General features: G+C 53.1%; 15 protein-coding genes and 1 tRNA gene. 14 read left to right on the top strand and 2 right to left on the bottom strand.

Annotated elements, in window-relative coordinates; genetic code table 11:
* The first annotated feature begins 111 nt into the window (after window positions 1-111).
* The 9 genes from AUMI_RS00345 (at window position 112) to AUMI_RS00385 (ending at window position 9005) form a co-directional block, all read left to right on the top strand.
* Window positions 112-1035 carry an ATPase, T2SS/T4P/T4SS family gene (locus tag AUMI_RS00345; protein ID WP_096380073.1) on the top strand — a complete coding sequence of 308 codons (924 nt, stop codon included), beginning with the start codon at window positions 112-114 and terminating at the stop codon, window positions 1033-1035.
* Window positions 1036-1075: 40 nt separating this feature from the next.
* Entirely contained in the window at window positions 1076-1858 is a 783-nt protein-coding gene (locus AUMI_RS00350; RefSeq protein ID WP_096380076.1) for a type II secretion system F family protein, read from the top strand.
* Window positions 1859-1939: 81 nt separating this feature from the next.
* On the top strand, window positions 1940-2128 hold the full coding sequence (locus AUMI_RS00355) for a DUF4244 domain-containing protein (RefSeq protein WP_096380077.1): 189 nt from the start codon (window positions 1940-1942) through the stop codon (window positions 2126-2128).
* Window positions 2106-2444 carry a TadE/TadG family type IV pilus assembly protein gene (locus AUMI_RS00360; protein ID WP_172418209.1) on the top strand — a complete coding sequence of 113 codons (339 nt, stop codon included), beginning with the start codon at window positions 2106-2108 and terminating at the stop codon, window positions 2442-2444. The genes AUMI_RS00355 and AUMI_RS00360 overlap by 23 nt, the downstream gene beginning before the upstream one ends.
* Window positions 2434-2775: an Rv3654c family TadE-like protein gene (locus AUMI_RS00365; RefSeq protein WP_096380083.1), complete on the top strand. Its 342-nt coding sequence runs from the start codon at window positions 2434-2436 to the stop codon at window positions 2773-2775. Before AUMI_RS00360 ends, AUMI_RS00365 begins: the two co-directional genes overlap by 11 nt.
* A gap of 62 nt (window positions 2776-2837) precedes the next feature.
* Window positions 2838-5660: a type I DNA topoisomerase gene (gene topA / locus AUMI_RS00370; protein WP_096380085.1), complete on the top strand. Its 2823-nt coding sequence runs from the start codon at window positions 2838-2840 to the stop codon at window positions 5658-5660.
* A gap of 4 nt (window positions 5661-5664) precedes the next feature.
* The gene (tmk, locus tag AUMI_RS00375) at window positions 5665-6285 is read left to right on the top strand and encodes a dTMP kinase (RefSeq protein WP_096380087.1); all 621 of its coding nucleotides are present in this window, start codon (window positions 5665-5667) and stop codon (window positions 6283-6285) included.
* Window positions 6286-6324: 39 nt separating this feature from the next.
* Window positions 6325-7494 carry a DNA polymerase III subunit delta' gene (locus AUMI_RS00380; protein ID WP_096380089.1) on the top strand — a complete coding sequence of 390 codons (1170 nt, stop codon included), beginning with the start codon at window positions 6325-6327 and terminating at the stop codon, window positions 7492-7494.
* Window positions 7491-9005, top strand: a complete 1515-nt coding sequence (locus AUMI_RS00385) for an alpha/beta hydrolase (RefSeq protein WP_096380091.1) — start codon at window positions 7491-7493, stop codon at window positions 9003-9005. The genes AUMI_RS00380 and AUMI_RS00385 overlap by 4 nt, the downstream gene beginning before the upstream one ends.
* Here AUMI_RS00385 and AUMI_RS00390 read toward each other — a convergent pair.
* Entirely contained in the window at window positions 9002-9769 is a 768-nt protein-coding gene (locus tag AUMI_RS00390; RefSeq protein ID WP_096380094.1) for a M48 family metalloprotease, read from the bottom strand. The two genes, AUMI_RS00385 and AUMI_RS00390, sit on opposite strands and share 4 nt — an antisense overlap.
* Before the next feature lie 6 nt (window positions 9770-9775).
* Window positions 9776-10135 (bottom strand): BlaI/MecI/CopY family transcriptional regulator, encoded by a 360-nt coding sequence (locus AUMI_RS00395; protein WP_096380095.1) that lies wholly within the window; start codon window positions 10133-10135, stop codon window positions 9776-9778.
* 89 nt (window positions 10136-10224) lie between these two features.
* On the opposite strand from AUMI_RS00395, the gene AUMI_RS00400 reads away from it, so the two are divergent.
* The 5 genes from AUMI_RS00400 (at window position 10225) to AUMI_RS00420 (ending at window position 14380) form a co-directional block, all read left to right on the top strand.
* Window positions 10225-10779, top strand: a complete 555-nt coding sequence (locus AUMI_RS00400) for a copper chaperone PCu(A)C (protein ID WP_172418213.1) — start codon at window positions 10225-10227, stop codon at window positions 10777-10779.
* 29 nt (window positions 10780-10808) lie between these two features.
* Complete coding sequence (locus AUMI_RS00405) at window positions 10809-12047, top strand: Dyp-type peroxidase (RefSeq protein ID WP_096380099.1); 1239 nt, start codon at window positions 10809-10811, stop codon at window positions 12045-12047.
* The gene (locus tag AUMI_RS00410) at window positions 12044-12634 is read left to right on the top strand and encodes a copper resistance CopC family protein (RefSeq protein ID WP_172418215.1); all 591 of its coding nucleotides are present in this window, start codon (window positions 12044-12046) and stop codon (window positions 12632-12634) included. Before AUMI_RS00405 ends, AUMI_RS00410 begins: the two co-directional genes overlap by 4 nt.
* A gap of 44 nt (window positions 12635-12678) precedes the next feature.
* A tRNA-Thr gene (locus AUMI_RS00415) sits at window positions 12679-12754 on the top strand.
* Between the two features lie 153 nt (window positions 12755-12907).
* Entirely contained in the window at window positions 12908-14380 is a 1473-nt protein-coding gene (locus tag AUMI_RS00420; RefSeq protein ID WP_096380103.1) for an NAD-dependent succinate-semialdehyde dehydrogenase, read from the top strand.
* Window positions 14381-14432 lie beyond the last annotated feature (52 nt).

Consider the following 14432-nt stretch of genomic DNA (forward strand, 5'->3'; position numbering starts at 1 on the left):
AGGTCTTTCGGGTACACATGACCTGTCCTCCACAGGGGCAAAAGGGGTACAAATACCCCCAATTTGGTCCAAAAATTCTCATCTGATGAATTTTTTCTCTAATTTGAGGCCATGTTCGCCCTGCTGGATACCCAGATTCGGAATCCCCTCGTCACTGACATTCTCATCTCGAGCAATGCCGGAATGTGGGTCGATCAAGGCTCGGGCCTCATTCCAGTACCTCGCTGGGAGGCAACAGAGAAAGAGGTCCGAGCGCTAGCTGTTGAACTGATAGACCGCGGTGGGCGTCATTTAGATATCGCCCACCCCTGTGTTGATGTCCGACTCGAGGGCGGTATTCGTGTGCATGCTGCACTAGCCCCGGTAGCAGCCCACGGGACAGCAATCTCCATCCGCATACCCCGTCACCACGACCTGACGTGGGAGAAACTTCAGGAGCAGGGCTATCTCAGCCCTCAGCAGCATGAGTACCTCCATGCAGCAGTGGCCTCTCAGCAGACAATTCTGGTGACGGGTGCAGCAGGAGCAGGGAAGACCTCATTATTGGCCCTTCTTTTATCTGATGCTGATCCACATCAACGAATTCTCGTGTTGGAAGATGTGGCTGAATTGCAGATACGGCACCCACACGTCATTACTTTGGAGGCGCGGCAAGCAAATAATGAAGGCGCGGGTGGACTTACTCTCGAACAGCTAGTGCCACAGGCCTTGCGAATGCGGGCAGACCGGCTCGTCCTTGGTGAATGTCGCGGGAGTGAACTCGGTGCCGTGCTCAGCGCCTTGAACACAGGCCACACCGGCGGCGGGATGACGTTACACGCCAACACATTGAGTGACGTACCTGCACGATTGCGAGCACTCGGATTCCTGTCTGGTTTGAGTGAAGCTTTGCTCACCACATTGGTTCACGGGGCAGTTGACCTTGTTGTTCATGTGGAGCGAGGTGAACATGGTCGACGTATTGCACAAATGGGGAAATTTGCTCAGAATTTTCGTTCGCTCGAGATTCATCCGCTCCGCTTCGGTAGCTCATGACGATTTAGGTGAGGTCTCTGCACTCTCACAACTGTTGGCCATGTTGCTCGCAGCGGGACTGAGCCCCCAACAAGCACTCATGCATGCTCGAGTGGAACGTGATGCCTTCTTTGACAACAAACCGCCCACACCTCTGGCTCTCCTGGCACAGGTGTGGCGCCTGGGCCTTGAACTGGGGGCCTCGATGAAAGATCTACTTGTGTCACTGTCTCATGCGCTTGCTCACGCATCCCAAAATTCTCGCGAAGCACGAAGCCAACTAGCAGGGCCTCAAGCTGCGACCAGGCTCGTCATGATATTGCCGGGCATTGCGATTCTGGGCGCGATGGCGGCCGGCTATAACCCGCTCGCATTTTTATTGCTTCAACCTGTGGGCTGGTTTTTGCTTGTTGTGGCTGCCGGCTTGATGTGGCTGGCTCATACCTGGTCCGCTTCGCTGGTTGCTGCAGCTGAACCCACCACGTGGGCTATTGGAATGCCGACTGAAGTGATGGCGATGTCTTTACGCTCTGGGGCCTCGTTGAGACACGCACGACATTGTGCTCAGGAGATAGCCGATAACTATCTCACTGACCACTCCGAGCTTGAACAGTGTGATGTGTTTATGGAGCTCTCCACGCGAACAGGGGTTGCATTGAGTGACTTGCTCCATGCTCATGCAGAACTGTTGCGCGATCGTGCGCGCAACAGTTCACGCGAATCTATAGAGCGTTTAGGTGTCAAACTCATGATCCCCCTCGGGGTGTGCGTTCTGCCCGCATTTATTGCTGTGGGAGTGCTTCCGTTGGTGGCAAGTGTGATCTCCTCCACAACGTTGAAATAGGGAGATTTTCCACCTCTTATATAGAGGTGTATTTCTTCAGCAACCCAGTGGGCTCTACTTGCTGTCGAAAGGAGAAATCTCATGAAGAAACAACTCAAGAAAATCTGGGCCAACCTCACGCTGGAAGAAGGTGCAGCAACAGCCGAATACGCCATCGCCACCATGGCTGCAGTGGGGTTTGCAGGTTTACTCGTGGCCATCCTTCGCGGGGATGAAGTCAAGGCCATATTGACTGACATGGTTCGACGTGCACTCACGTTCGGATGGTAGTGTCACCGCGGAGTTGGCCATGGTGCTCCCGGTCATCATTTTGATACTGGGAATCTGCTTGCAGGCAGTCTCAGCTCTGGGCACTCAGCTCAGTAATGCTTCGTTAGCCCGGCAAGCAGCTCAAGAACTCGCTCGCGGTGTTGACAGTGCTCTCGTGACGAGAGCACTGCATGCCGCAAATAGCAAAGTACTTTTTCGCCAGAGCGTTGAAAGCGATGTGATTTGTGTCACGCTGCAACAAAACGTTGGGCCAGGTCCACTGGAATGGATAGTTCCAGAGATACGTGTTCGAGAGTGTATTCTTGATGCGCACTGATCATGGCTCGAGCACTTCGGCCACCCTCATTTTGGTCAGCGGAGTGATTTCGGTGACAAGTTTTTTATTTTTATGCGGAAGTGCCCTCGCTACATTCGAAAGAGCACAGGCCGTTACCGACCGGGCAGCATTGGAAGCAGCAGATGCTGCCTCCGGGCGCATCCCCGGATATCCCTGTGATCGCGCGGAAAGACTGGCCGAGAAGCATCAACTCAATTTTGAAACCTGCAGCGTCGATAAGCTCATTGCGCGAGTGACCATGAAGGTCACTGTGTTGGGGTTTTTGATCGACACTCGGGCAAAAGCAGGACCTAAAAATATGCTTCGATGATTGACGAACCCGATTTGCCGTGTATCTTGACCTTTTGGAACGCCATAATTTCGGAGGAATGTTTGTCCAGCACCAAAAAGCTCGTCATCGTAGAGTCACCAGCTAAAGCCAAGACCATTGGTAAGTACCTGGGCGACGACTACGAAGTGCTCGCATCCGTCGGCCACATCCGTGACCTGCCCAAGCCCAGCGAGCTACCTGCGGACATGAAAAAGGGCCCCTTCGGCAAGTTTGCTGTCAACGTGGAAGATGGCTTCCAGCCTTATTACGTCGTGAGTGAAAACAGTAAGAAGACTGTTGCCGAGCTCAAGAAAGCACTCAAGAGCGCTGATGAGTTATATCTGGCAACAGATGAAGACCGTGAGGGTGAAGCCATCTCGTGGCACCTACTTGAAGTACTTAAGCCAAAGGTTCCTGTGCACCGCATGGTGTTCCACGAAATCACCAAGGAAGCCATTCAGGCTGCACAAGAAAACACTCGTGAGCTCGACACAGCACTCGTAGATGCCCAAGAAACCCGTCGAATCCTGGACCGTCTCTACGGCTGGGAAATGTCCGATGTGATGCGCCGCCGCGTGGGGCCCGGAACTTCTGCTGGTCGTGTACAAACAGTTGCACTGCGTTTGGTCGTAGACCGTGAACGTGAACGCATGGCGTTCACCTCAGCCAATTACTGGGACCTTCTGGCAACACTGGGAACCTCGACCGAGGCCAGCACGCAGTTTGAAGCCAAACTTGTGCGTATCGGTGGCAACACCATTGCCTCGGGTAAAGACTTCAACGACAACGGTGAACTCACCACCAAAGCCTCGCTGCTGAGTGAAGAAGCTGCTGTTGCACTTGCTGCTGCGTTGCGAGAGTCCACCACGGAAATCGTTGTCGCAGGCTTGGAAACTAAGCCATACACCCGTCGGCCCTCAGCACCGTTCACTACTTCGACGCTGCAGCAGGAAGCCTCGCGCAAACTGAAGTTCTCATCAAAGCAGACGATGAGCATTGCTCAGGGACTATATGAGAACGGGTACATCACGTACATGCGTACCGACTCTCCTTCACTCTCTGGGCAGGCTATTGCAGCTGCTCGCACCCAGGCAACCACCCTCTATGGCGCTGATCAGGTAGCAGATGCTCCTCGTCAGTACTCAGGCAAGAGCAAGAACGCTCAAGAAGCTCACGAAGCTATTCGTCCTGCTGGTGAAACCTTCAAAACCCCGGCAGAACTTGAAAACGTGTTGCGCGGTAACGAGTGGAAACTCTACGACCTGATCTGGAAGCGCACCGTGGCATCCCAAATGGCCGATGCCAAGGGGCAGACTGCAACCGTAACCGTGAAAGCAACACCCGCCTCCGGCGAGAGTGTTGAATTCACTGCCAGCGGAACCGTCATCACCTTCCGTGGATTCCTCAATGCGTATGAGGAAAGCACAGACGAAGAACGCAATGCTCAAGATGCTCAAGCAGAAGCCAAGCTTCCTGTCATGACCGAAGGGCAGAAGCTCATCCTCGCGGAGGTTGAAGCCAAAGGCCACGACACCACTCCGCCACCTCGCTACACCGAAGCAACCCTGGTCAAGAAGCTCGAAGAGCTGGGCATTGGCCGCCCTTCTACTTATGCTTCGATTTTGGGCCTGATCGTTGACCGTGGTTATGTCACTCCTAAGGGCTCCGCATTCGTTCCCGCCTGGGTTGCCTTCTCCATCGTTCGACTGATGCAAGAGCACTACACCGATCTAGTGGACTATGCATTCACAGCAGAAATGGAAGAGGACCTCGACAAGATCGCCGGCGGCGAAGGCACCGGATCACAGTGGTTGAAGAAGTTCTACTTTGGTGAGCCTGGCCACCACGGTCTTCGTGAAATTCTCGACAACATCGGAGATATTGATCCTCGCGAACTCAACACCTTCCCTGTGGGGGACACCGGTGCCGCAATTCGAGTGGGTAAATATGGTCCCTACATCGAAGTAACGAACCCTGATGCGGCAGAGGATGAAAAGCCTCGCATCGTCAACATTCCTCTGGACTTGGCACCCGATGAACTCACTCCTGAAAAGGTGCAAGAGCTCATTGATGCCCCCATCGTTACTGACCGAGTACTGGGAATCAACCCCGAAAATGGTAAAACTATTGTTTCCAAGGACGGTCGATTCGGCCCCTATGTCACCGAGCTTGAACCTGAACCAGAGGTCGCCCTCGATGAGGCAGAAATTGATCCTGCCACCGGTGAGGTTGTTGAGGTTAAGAAAAAGAAGCGCGTTGCTAAGGCCGAGGTAATCAAGCCTCGCACAGCGTCCCTGTTCAAGAGCATGGACCCTGCAACGGTTGATCTCGAGACTGCGCTGAAGTTGCTGAACCTTCCTCGCGAGGTTGGAGTTGATCCTGAATCTGGTGAGGTCATCACCTCACAAAATGGTCGTTACGGTGCGTACCTCAAGAAGGGTACCGATACCCGTTCTCTCGAAAACGAAGACCAAATCTTTGCCATCGATTTAGCTGGAGCACTCGAACTGTTTGCTCAGCCAAAGTACGGTGCCCGCAAGGCAGCTAGTGCCATAAAAGAATTTGATGCAGACCCTGAAAGTGGCAAACCCATCAAAATCAAAGACGGGCGTTTCGGCCCCTATGTCACTGATGGCACCACCAACGCCACCATTCCTCGTGGTGAGGTTCCCGAAGAAATTGACTTCGACCGAGCAGTCGAACTTCTAGCTATCAAGCGCGCCAAGGGGCCCGTTGTGCGCAAGAAGGCTGCTGCAAAGAAGCCTGCCGCCAAGAAAAAAGCCACAAAGAAGGTCGGCGACACCATCGTGGTGAAGAAGGCTGGAGCCAAGAAGGCCGCGACTACTTTGGGCAAATCAGGAATTTCCTCTAAGGCCAGCGAGTAGCTTCATGGCCGGGTTGTTCATCACCTTCGAAGGTGGAGACGGTTCGGGCAAGTCCACTCAGGCTGGCCTGTTAGCGCAGTGGTTGACCGAGCAAGGTCGCACTGTTGTTCGCACCCGTGAGCCAGGCGGCTCCGAGGTTGGTGTGGAGATTCGCAACCTCGTGTTGCACCACCGTGGACACATAGATCCTCGGGCTGAAGCCTTGCTCTATGCGGCAGATCGTGCCCAACACATTGCAACAGTGGTGCGGCCAGCGCTTGAGCGCGGTGACGTTGTGATCCAGGATCGCTATTTTGACTCCTCTGTTGCTTATCAGGGCGCCGGACGAGTCTTGGATGCCAAAGAGATTCGGGACCTCTCCTTGTGGGCAACAGAAAGTTTGCTTCCTGACGTGACTGTGCTTTTGGATCTGGACGAGAATGTTGCACGAACCCGCCTCGATGCTGCAGATAAGCCTTTTGATCGTTTGGAAAATGAGAAAGCAGAGTTTCACTCCCGAGTTCGAACGGGCTTCCTTGCTTTAGCCAAAGCTGAACCGAAGCGATTCCTCGTCCTCGATGCAACGCAGCCTATTGATGAGTTAGCGCAAGCTATTCGTTCTCGCGTCAGCCACGAGCTCAGCTAGCGCACAGGTGCTGACAGCTACTGCCGGTAGCCTTGAACTATGACGGTGTGGGATGACCTCGTTGGCCAGCAAGAGGCCATTGATGTTTTCCGTGCTGCATCACTTGCTGAACTTGCCAGTTCTACGTCACATGATTCTGCGATGACACACTCGTGGCTCGTGACGGGTCCGCCGGGTTCTGGGCGCTCCAATCTTGCCTATGCATTTGCTGCGTCTTTGCTGTGCCGTGAGGGCGGATGCGGAAATTGTTCTGATTGCACTCAAGTCGCTGCCCGCACCCACCCTGATCTTTCGTCTCTCACCACCGAACGTGTGATCATCTCCATTGATGAGGTTCGAGCACTGGTGCAAAGCTCACAGTATTCCCCCGCGGTCTCCAGGTATCGCGTCATCGTGATCGAGGATGCTGATCGAATGGCTGAGCGCACGTCAAATGTCCTGCTCAAGGCTTTGGAAGAGCCTCCTGAGCGCACAGTGTGGATTTTGTGCGCACCCAGTGAAGCTGACCTGATTCCCACCATTCGTTCTCGGGTTCGCTCCGTTCGTTTGCGTGTGCCCAGCGTCGAAGACGTGGCTGCACTTATTGCTTCACGTGATGGTGTTGATGCACACACTGCAGAGCGAGCTGCACGGCATGCACAATCTCACATTGGGATGGCTCACCGCCTTGCCACCAATCCTGAAGCTGCTGCCCGACGCGAAGAAACAGTCCGTCTGGCGTTGAATGTGATGACCGTTCGTGAAGCAGTGTTAGCTGCAGCGCGCATGATTGAGATCGCGACAGATGACGCTAAAGCAATCACCGAAGAACGTGATGCTCAGGAACTCGAACACTTGCGTAAATCTATGGGTATTGCCGAAGGCGATGCTGTTCCCGCGAATCTGCGCAGTCAAGTCAAAGGTTTAGAAGAGCAGCAAAAGCGCCGCGCTACACGAAGCTTGCGTGATGGATTGGATCGGATCCTGGTTGACCTGCTCTCGGTCTACCGGGATGTGTTGCGGATTCAACTAGGTGTCAACGAAGATCTCATCAATGTTGAGTTTGAAACTGAACTCCGCGCAGCGGCCGCAGCACGGCCCTCCGAGGACACCCTGGCAACTATGGAAGCAATTGCCCAAGCACGAGAACGCATTGACTCAAACGTTGCACCCGCGCTTGCTATGGAGGCGTTACTGATTCGTGCTTCACGATCTGAAGTATCGGCATGAGAGCCTTACTGCGACTAACAGCACTTGTTGCCACGCTGGCATTGACGTTGAGCGCGTGCTCAGCGCCGGTGGTTCCTGAACCTTCGTTACCTCCAGAGAGTATTCCTTCAGAATTAGCCCCGTTCTACAACCAGGACATCTCCTGGCAGGACTGCTACGAAGCGATGGAGTGTGCGGTCGCCAAGGCGCCTATTGACTGGAGTAACCCTCAAGGACAAACGCTTGAACTGGCTATGGTGCGGCATGTTGCCTCCAGCTCTGACCGCCTCGGTTCTCTGTTTGTGAACCCTGGGGGACCGGGCGCTTCCGGCGTTGATTTCATTGCAAATTCGTTGGACTATGCGGTGAGTAAAGACGTTCAAAAGAATTACGACGTCATTGGTTTTGATCCTCGAGGTGTCGGTCAATCAACCCCCGTGACGTGTGTTGATTCTGATGCTGAAATGGATGAATATCTTTACGGCTTCTTCGATGCTCCACGTGAATCTCCTGAATGGTTTGCAGAGCGGGCGGCAGCAACACAAGCTTTTGCTCAGGATTGTGCGGAAAAATCTGGGGCATTGTTAGAGCATGTGGACACCATCAGTGCTGCACGTGATCTCGACATGCTGAGGTATCTCGTTGGTGATCGTCAGCTGAACTATCTGGGATATTCCTACGGAACCCTTCTTGGCGCGATCTATGCAGAAACTTTTCCAGCTAATGCGGGGCGCATGGTTCTCGACGGTGCACTTAACCCGGCATCTTCCAGTTTTGATGTCACTGTGACACAGGCTCAAGGTTTTGAGAAGGCTTTACGGGCGTATCTTGCCGATTGTTTATCGCAATCATCCTGCCCTTTCCGTGGCAGCGTCGATCAGGCAATGCAGAGTATCTCTGAACTACTCTCACAGCTGGATAAAGACCCATTAGCAGCTTCTGATGGTCGGCTCTTAGGTGCTGATGCCATGGTCACTGCCATCATTGCTCCGCTGTATGACAAAGAAGCCTGGGGGTATCTCTCCGATATTTTCACCGCGGTCTTCGAAGGAGATGCAGACCCTGCATTTGCGGCTGCGGACTGGTACTACAACCGCTCTGAGGCGGGTGTTTATGGAGATAATTCCACGGAAGCATTCATCGCGATCAACTGTCTTGATTACCCCACAGAAACCGATCAAACACAGTGGGCACTGCACGCTGAAAAGTTGAAATCAGCTGCTCCAGTGATTGGCCCCTATTTGGCGTGGGGCGAGCAGTCGTGTGCCACCTGGCCGGCACCTGCGGTGCTGAGCCCCGGTGAAGTTTCTGCTTCAGGTTCTGGGGACATTCTTGTTATTGGGACAACAGGTGATCCAGCAACTCCGTATCGTTGGGCACAGGAGCTTGCTGCTCAGCTCGACCACGGTCACCTCATTACCTATGTGGGTGAGGGACACACGGCTTATAACAAGTCCAACTCGTGCGTGAAAGATGCCGTGGACACTTTCCTGCTCAGAGGAACAGTTCCTGCAAAAGACTTACGCTGCTAATTGCGTAGTCGGGCCACTCGTTCTTCAATAAGGGGTGATGTACCAAACGCTGCTTCGAGTGCGTATGCAACAACTTCAGGACCGTACAGCTTCACTGCTTCATCGTCGGCAATTAGCTCCGTTGCGATTCGAGTTGCCTGAGCCATTCGAGCGCTTGCTGAGAAACCAGGAGCAACTGCGACCGCTAAGACCCCTGCTTCACGGATGGCCCCATGATGTTCATTGATGTGTGTTTGTTCGTGAACGAGCGCAGCTCCTAATTCACTCGAAGATAGGGCCTGAATTAATCCCGTGCTCGCAACGATAGTGTGCGCTGAAGGGATAGCCATCAAAATATTTTCTGGTAAATCAATGACGTGAACGCTATGACCGTCGATTGTGTGATGTTGTGAACTTGTGGAAATCATCTGCCACTGTGACAACAGTTCTGCTCGAGAAGTACGTAAATCACCCACCGCAGCAATGAGCCGGAAGGCCAAGATACCGAGAGCAGCTAACGCAATCCATCCAAAGACCTGATCCAGGATGGGGAAAATGATTCGGGCATAGTCAGGATCTTCGACGTGTTGTTCGAGGGCGCGACTAACTAACCCGCTGAGAGCGAGGATGAGGGAAATACCTGCAATTCCCAGCGAAGCGAGCCAGGTAAACAGTACAAACCGGGGATGCTTGTTCATTAGCTGGGGTGCAACGAGAACTCTCGGAGCAACGAGCGTGACAATGGCGTATACGCCAAAGAGAATCACGATTGCCTGAAGTGACATCTTCAGTTATGAATTATCGATTGCTTTACGCAGGAACGCTCGATCATCCTCAGAGAGGGTCCCGGCGAAATGGAGTAATGCCGCCGCGTGGTCATCTGCACTGAGTAGAGCATTGTTCATCAGATCAGTGACGTGATCGACTTTGTTGGTTGTTGCAGAGAACACGAAACTGCGACCACCCGAAGCAGATTTGGTGACCTGACCTTTGGCGCACATTCTGTCGAGCACGGTTATCAATGTTGTAATTGCGGGAACATTCTCAGTAAATGTCGCCTGTACTTCTTTAGCAGTGAGTCCTGTTTCAGACGCCCAGAGGATGTCCATGATGGCTGCCTCAAGCTCTCCTCGATTGCGAGAAGGGGTCATTCTCTCTCCCACCTTGCTTGTTCTACGTTTTGTAGAATAATATGAATATTCTACGTTACGTAGAATACACCCATCACAAAGGAACTCGAGTGAGCACAACAACTTTCCCCATCAAGCGTGGTCTTTCTCTGACCAGCATTGTCGTTGCGGCTTTGGCTTTGGTGGGCTGCGCCCCAGCAACGCCTCAACCTGTCGCCCCAATGGCGACTGATGCATGGGTCAAAGCAGTACCTGAACTCATGGACGGTATGGCTATGACAGGTGTCTTTATGACCCTAGAAAACTCATCCGATGAAGACATCACGCTCCTAGGTGCCACAAACACCACCGATGGTCTAACACAGTCTCCACTTGAAATTCATGAAGTAGTCAAGAACGATGCCGGTGACATGGTGATGCAAGAGGCCAATGGTGGAATTGTTATTCCGGCAAAGGGCTCCGTTACCCTCAAGCCAGGTGGATATCACGTGATGTACTGGGATCTTCTCAAGCCAATTCCTGCTGGAAGCACCATCACTTTGACGTTGGAATTTTCCAACGGAACTTCTCTTCCTATCGAGGCAATAGCTCGTGAAATTGCAAACGCAAATGAAACCTACGACCCAGAGGCTGACGCCGAGGGTTCGATGGAAATGAGTCACTAACTCTTAGATAGTCCTGATAGGCAAATTACATGTCAGAGTTTTCTCAATCAGAAACACAGGAACCTCGCCCTGCCGTATCGCGGCGAGGTTTCCTCGTTTCTGCTGGGCTTGCCACCGGAGTTGCTGCAGTTGGGGTGGGAACGGGGTATGCCGTAGCTCAAGCTGAGGCTGCGCAGAAAGCCGCATCCGGGGATTTAGGCCAACAAAAAGTTCCGTTTTACGGAAAACACCAAGCTGGAATTGAGACACCCTCACAGGCGTATGGAACATTTCTGGGTTGGAAACTAAAGCCTTCGACGGATCGTGAAGGCGCTATTCGGATGATGCGTTTGCTCACCGATGACGCCGCGCGCCTGACGCAAGGCGTTCCGGCATTGCCAGATAACGATCCCTATCTCGCACTCAATCCAGCTCGCCTCACAGCAACTTTTGGTTTTGGCCCGAGCTTCTTTACCAAGCTGGGCTTGGAGTCCAAGATTCCTACTGGCTTTGCTGAACTTCCAACTTTCTCCATTGACAAGCTGAAGCCCGAATTCTCAGGCGGAGACCTGGTGATTCAGGTGGGGTCAGATGATCCTCTCTCGCTCTCACACGCTGTGCGTCAGCTCACGAGAACTGCGCGTAGTTTTGCCACGATCCTCTGGTCACAAAGTGGTTTTACCTCCACACCTGGGGCAAAACCAGAGGGTCAAACAGGACGAAATCTCTTCGGCCAAGTTGATGGCACTGTCAATCCCCGAACTGCTGAAGAATTTGACGCACAGGTTTGGGCACAGGGGTCACCTCGATGGTTTGACGGTGGAACATCTCTGGTGCTTCGACGGATCGCGATGAACTTGGATACCTGGGACAAGCTGGATGAGGGAAGTAAGGAACTCTCAGTGGGGCGAAAGCTGTCAAATGGTGCTCCGCTCACAGGAGTCAATGAATTCGACCCCCCAAACCTTGCCGCAAAATCAGACAATGGTTTGCCGGTCATTCCCTCTTTCGCACATATGCGCCGTGCTCGAACCGATGATGTAACTCAGAAGTTCCTTCGCCGACCACTGAACTATGACGAAGGAATCAACTCCGATGGCTCCCCAAATGTGGGGTTACTCTTTGCGGCGTATATGGCAAACGTCAGTCACCAATTTGTGCCGGTACAACAACGGCTTGCTGATTTAGACTTACTAAACACATGGACTACCCCCATTGGCTCAGCAGTGTTTGCATTACCTCCTGGCTGTCAGCCTGGTGGATTTATTGGAGAAGGATTACTGTCATGATTCGTCGTTTTCGCGCAGTGTTAGCAGCCATGCTGTTGAGTGTTGCTGCTGTTCTCGGTTTCTCAAGTGTGGCCAATGCACACAGCGATGAATTTCTCTCTGTCCCCGCAAACGGGGCCGTTGTGTCGGATGTCAGCGAATTACAGTTCACCTTTGTCGAGCCTGTGGAGCAAAGTTTTCCACCTGAGGTTGTGTTGACTGCATCAGACGGAACAGGCTTTGAACTCGGCGCTCCAACCTTTGACGCATCGGGTGCAACGATGACAGTTCCGATTGTTCAAGGTGCACTGCCCAACGGAAGCTATACCGCGGTCTATCGCATTGTTTCTATCGATGGCCACCCCGCCACGGGCCAGGTTGATTTCACGGTTGAGGGTTCTGCTGTTGAACCTGCACCGGTTGAAACCCCTATGCCCATTGAGGAGCCTGTGGTCACTGAAGACATGTTGCGCACTACTTCGGTTCACGATCCTGCCGTGCCTCAAATGCAACTCTTCCTTGGCATCTCCGCGGCAGTAGCCGGCTTGCTTGCTCTTGTCATTGTGATTATTGCGCTGCGCGGTCGACGCAACTCGCAGAGCAAATAAACAAGCTACTAAGCTAGGTACTTGTTCCGCCTGTGGCGGTTCACGCCGCCTTAGCTCAGTTGGTAGAGCGATTCCCTCGTAAAGAATAGGTCGCGGGTTCAATTCCCGCAGGCGGCCCCACCTAAAGTCAGATCTTCTCGTGCACTGCGTCTTTTTGTGGTTTGCGGGGGACAAAATCCGGTCGATTCTTGTATTATCGTTTGAGTCCTAACGACCTCTTTATTTCGTACCCAATTTGGGAATAGAATAAGGAATTCGTAGAAAAGGTGAAGAATGTCAACGATTTCCGAATCAGAACTGCTTGCACAGGTACCAACTCAGTTGTACATCAACGGTCAGTGGGTTGATGCTGAAGGAGGCAAGACGGTTGCCGTGCATGACCCTGCAACAGGTGCTGTGCTGAAAAACATTGCCGATGCATCTCCCGCAGACGGAATGAAAGCTCTGGATGCAGCCGTTGCTGCACAGGATGCATGGGCAGCAACTCCTCCACGTGTTCGCAGTGACATTCTCCGCAAAGCTTTTGATCGCGTTCAGGAACTTAAGAACGAGTTTGCACTTCTCATGACCCTCGAGATGGGCAAGCCCCTCGCTGAGGCGATCGGTGAAGTCAACTATGGCTCCGAGTTTCTTCGTTGGTTCAGTGAAGAAGCCGTCCGCATTACCGGTCGCTATGGAACTAACCCCGAAGGCACTGGTCGCACCATCGTGACCCACATGCCCGTTGGCCCGAGCTACCTCATCACGCCCTGGAATTTCCCACTGGCAATGGCTACGCGTAAGATTGCTCCAGCGTTAGCTGCCGGTTGCACGGTCGTCGTGAAGCCAGCAACTCTGACGCCACTGACCACGTTGTATTTCGTGAAAATCTTGGAAGAAGTCGGTGTTCCCGCAGGTGTGGTGAACGTCTTCACCACCTCCACCACCGCAGCTGTATCTGATCCCATTGTGACCGATAAGCGTCTGCGTAAGCTTTCCTTCACCGGTTCCACCGGTGTGGGCCAATCATTGATGAAGCTTGCAACTGAAAACATGCTGCGCACCTCCATGGAACTGGGCGGAAATGCACCATTCCTGGTCTTTGAAGATGCAGATCTTGATAAGGCCGTCGATGGCGTCATGATTGCAAAGTTCCGCAACATCGGTCAGGCCTGCACCGCAGCCAACCGCGTTATTGTTCACGAGGCAGTTGCCGAAGAATTTGCCAAGAAGGTTACCGAGCGCGTGAAGGCAATGAAGATTGGCCGCGGCACTGAAGAGGGCGTCAGCATTGGTCCCCTTATCGATGAAAAGGCTGTGGCGAAAGCAAACGAACTCGTTCAAGACGCTGTCGCTAAGGGCGCAACGGTGCTCACCGGTGGCAAAGCCATCGACGGTGCAGGAACCTTCTATGAGCCCACCGTTCTCACTGGTGTCAAGCCTGGCGCAGACATCATGACGGAAGAAATCTTTGGACCGGTTCTCTCGATTACTACTTTCTCCACCGAGGAAGAAGGCATCAAGATTGCTAACGACACCGAATACGGTCTGATTGGTTACGTCTACACCGAAGATTTCCAGCGCGGTCAGCGTCTGATTGAGAAACTTCAGACCGGCATGATGGGTCTCAACGCTGGAGTAATCTCCAACGCTTCAGCACCATTCGGTGGAGTCAAGATGTCCGGTTTGGGCCGTGAAGGCGGTTTCGAAGGCATCAATGAGTACCTGTCGGTGAAGTACACCATGACACCCAACCCCTTCGCCTAAGCTTCCCAACACAAGAAGAATCCCCCTCCGCTAGGAGGGGGATTCTGTGTTT

The organism is Aurantimicrobium minutum (genome assembly GCF_002355535.1).
Classification (GTDB): Bacteria; Actinomycetota; Actinomycetes; order Actinomycetales; family Microbacteriaceae; genus Aurantimicrobium; species Aurantimicrobium minutum.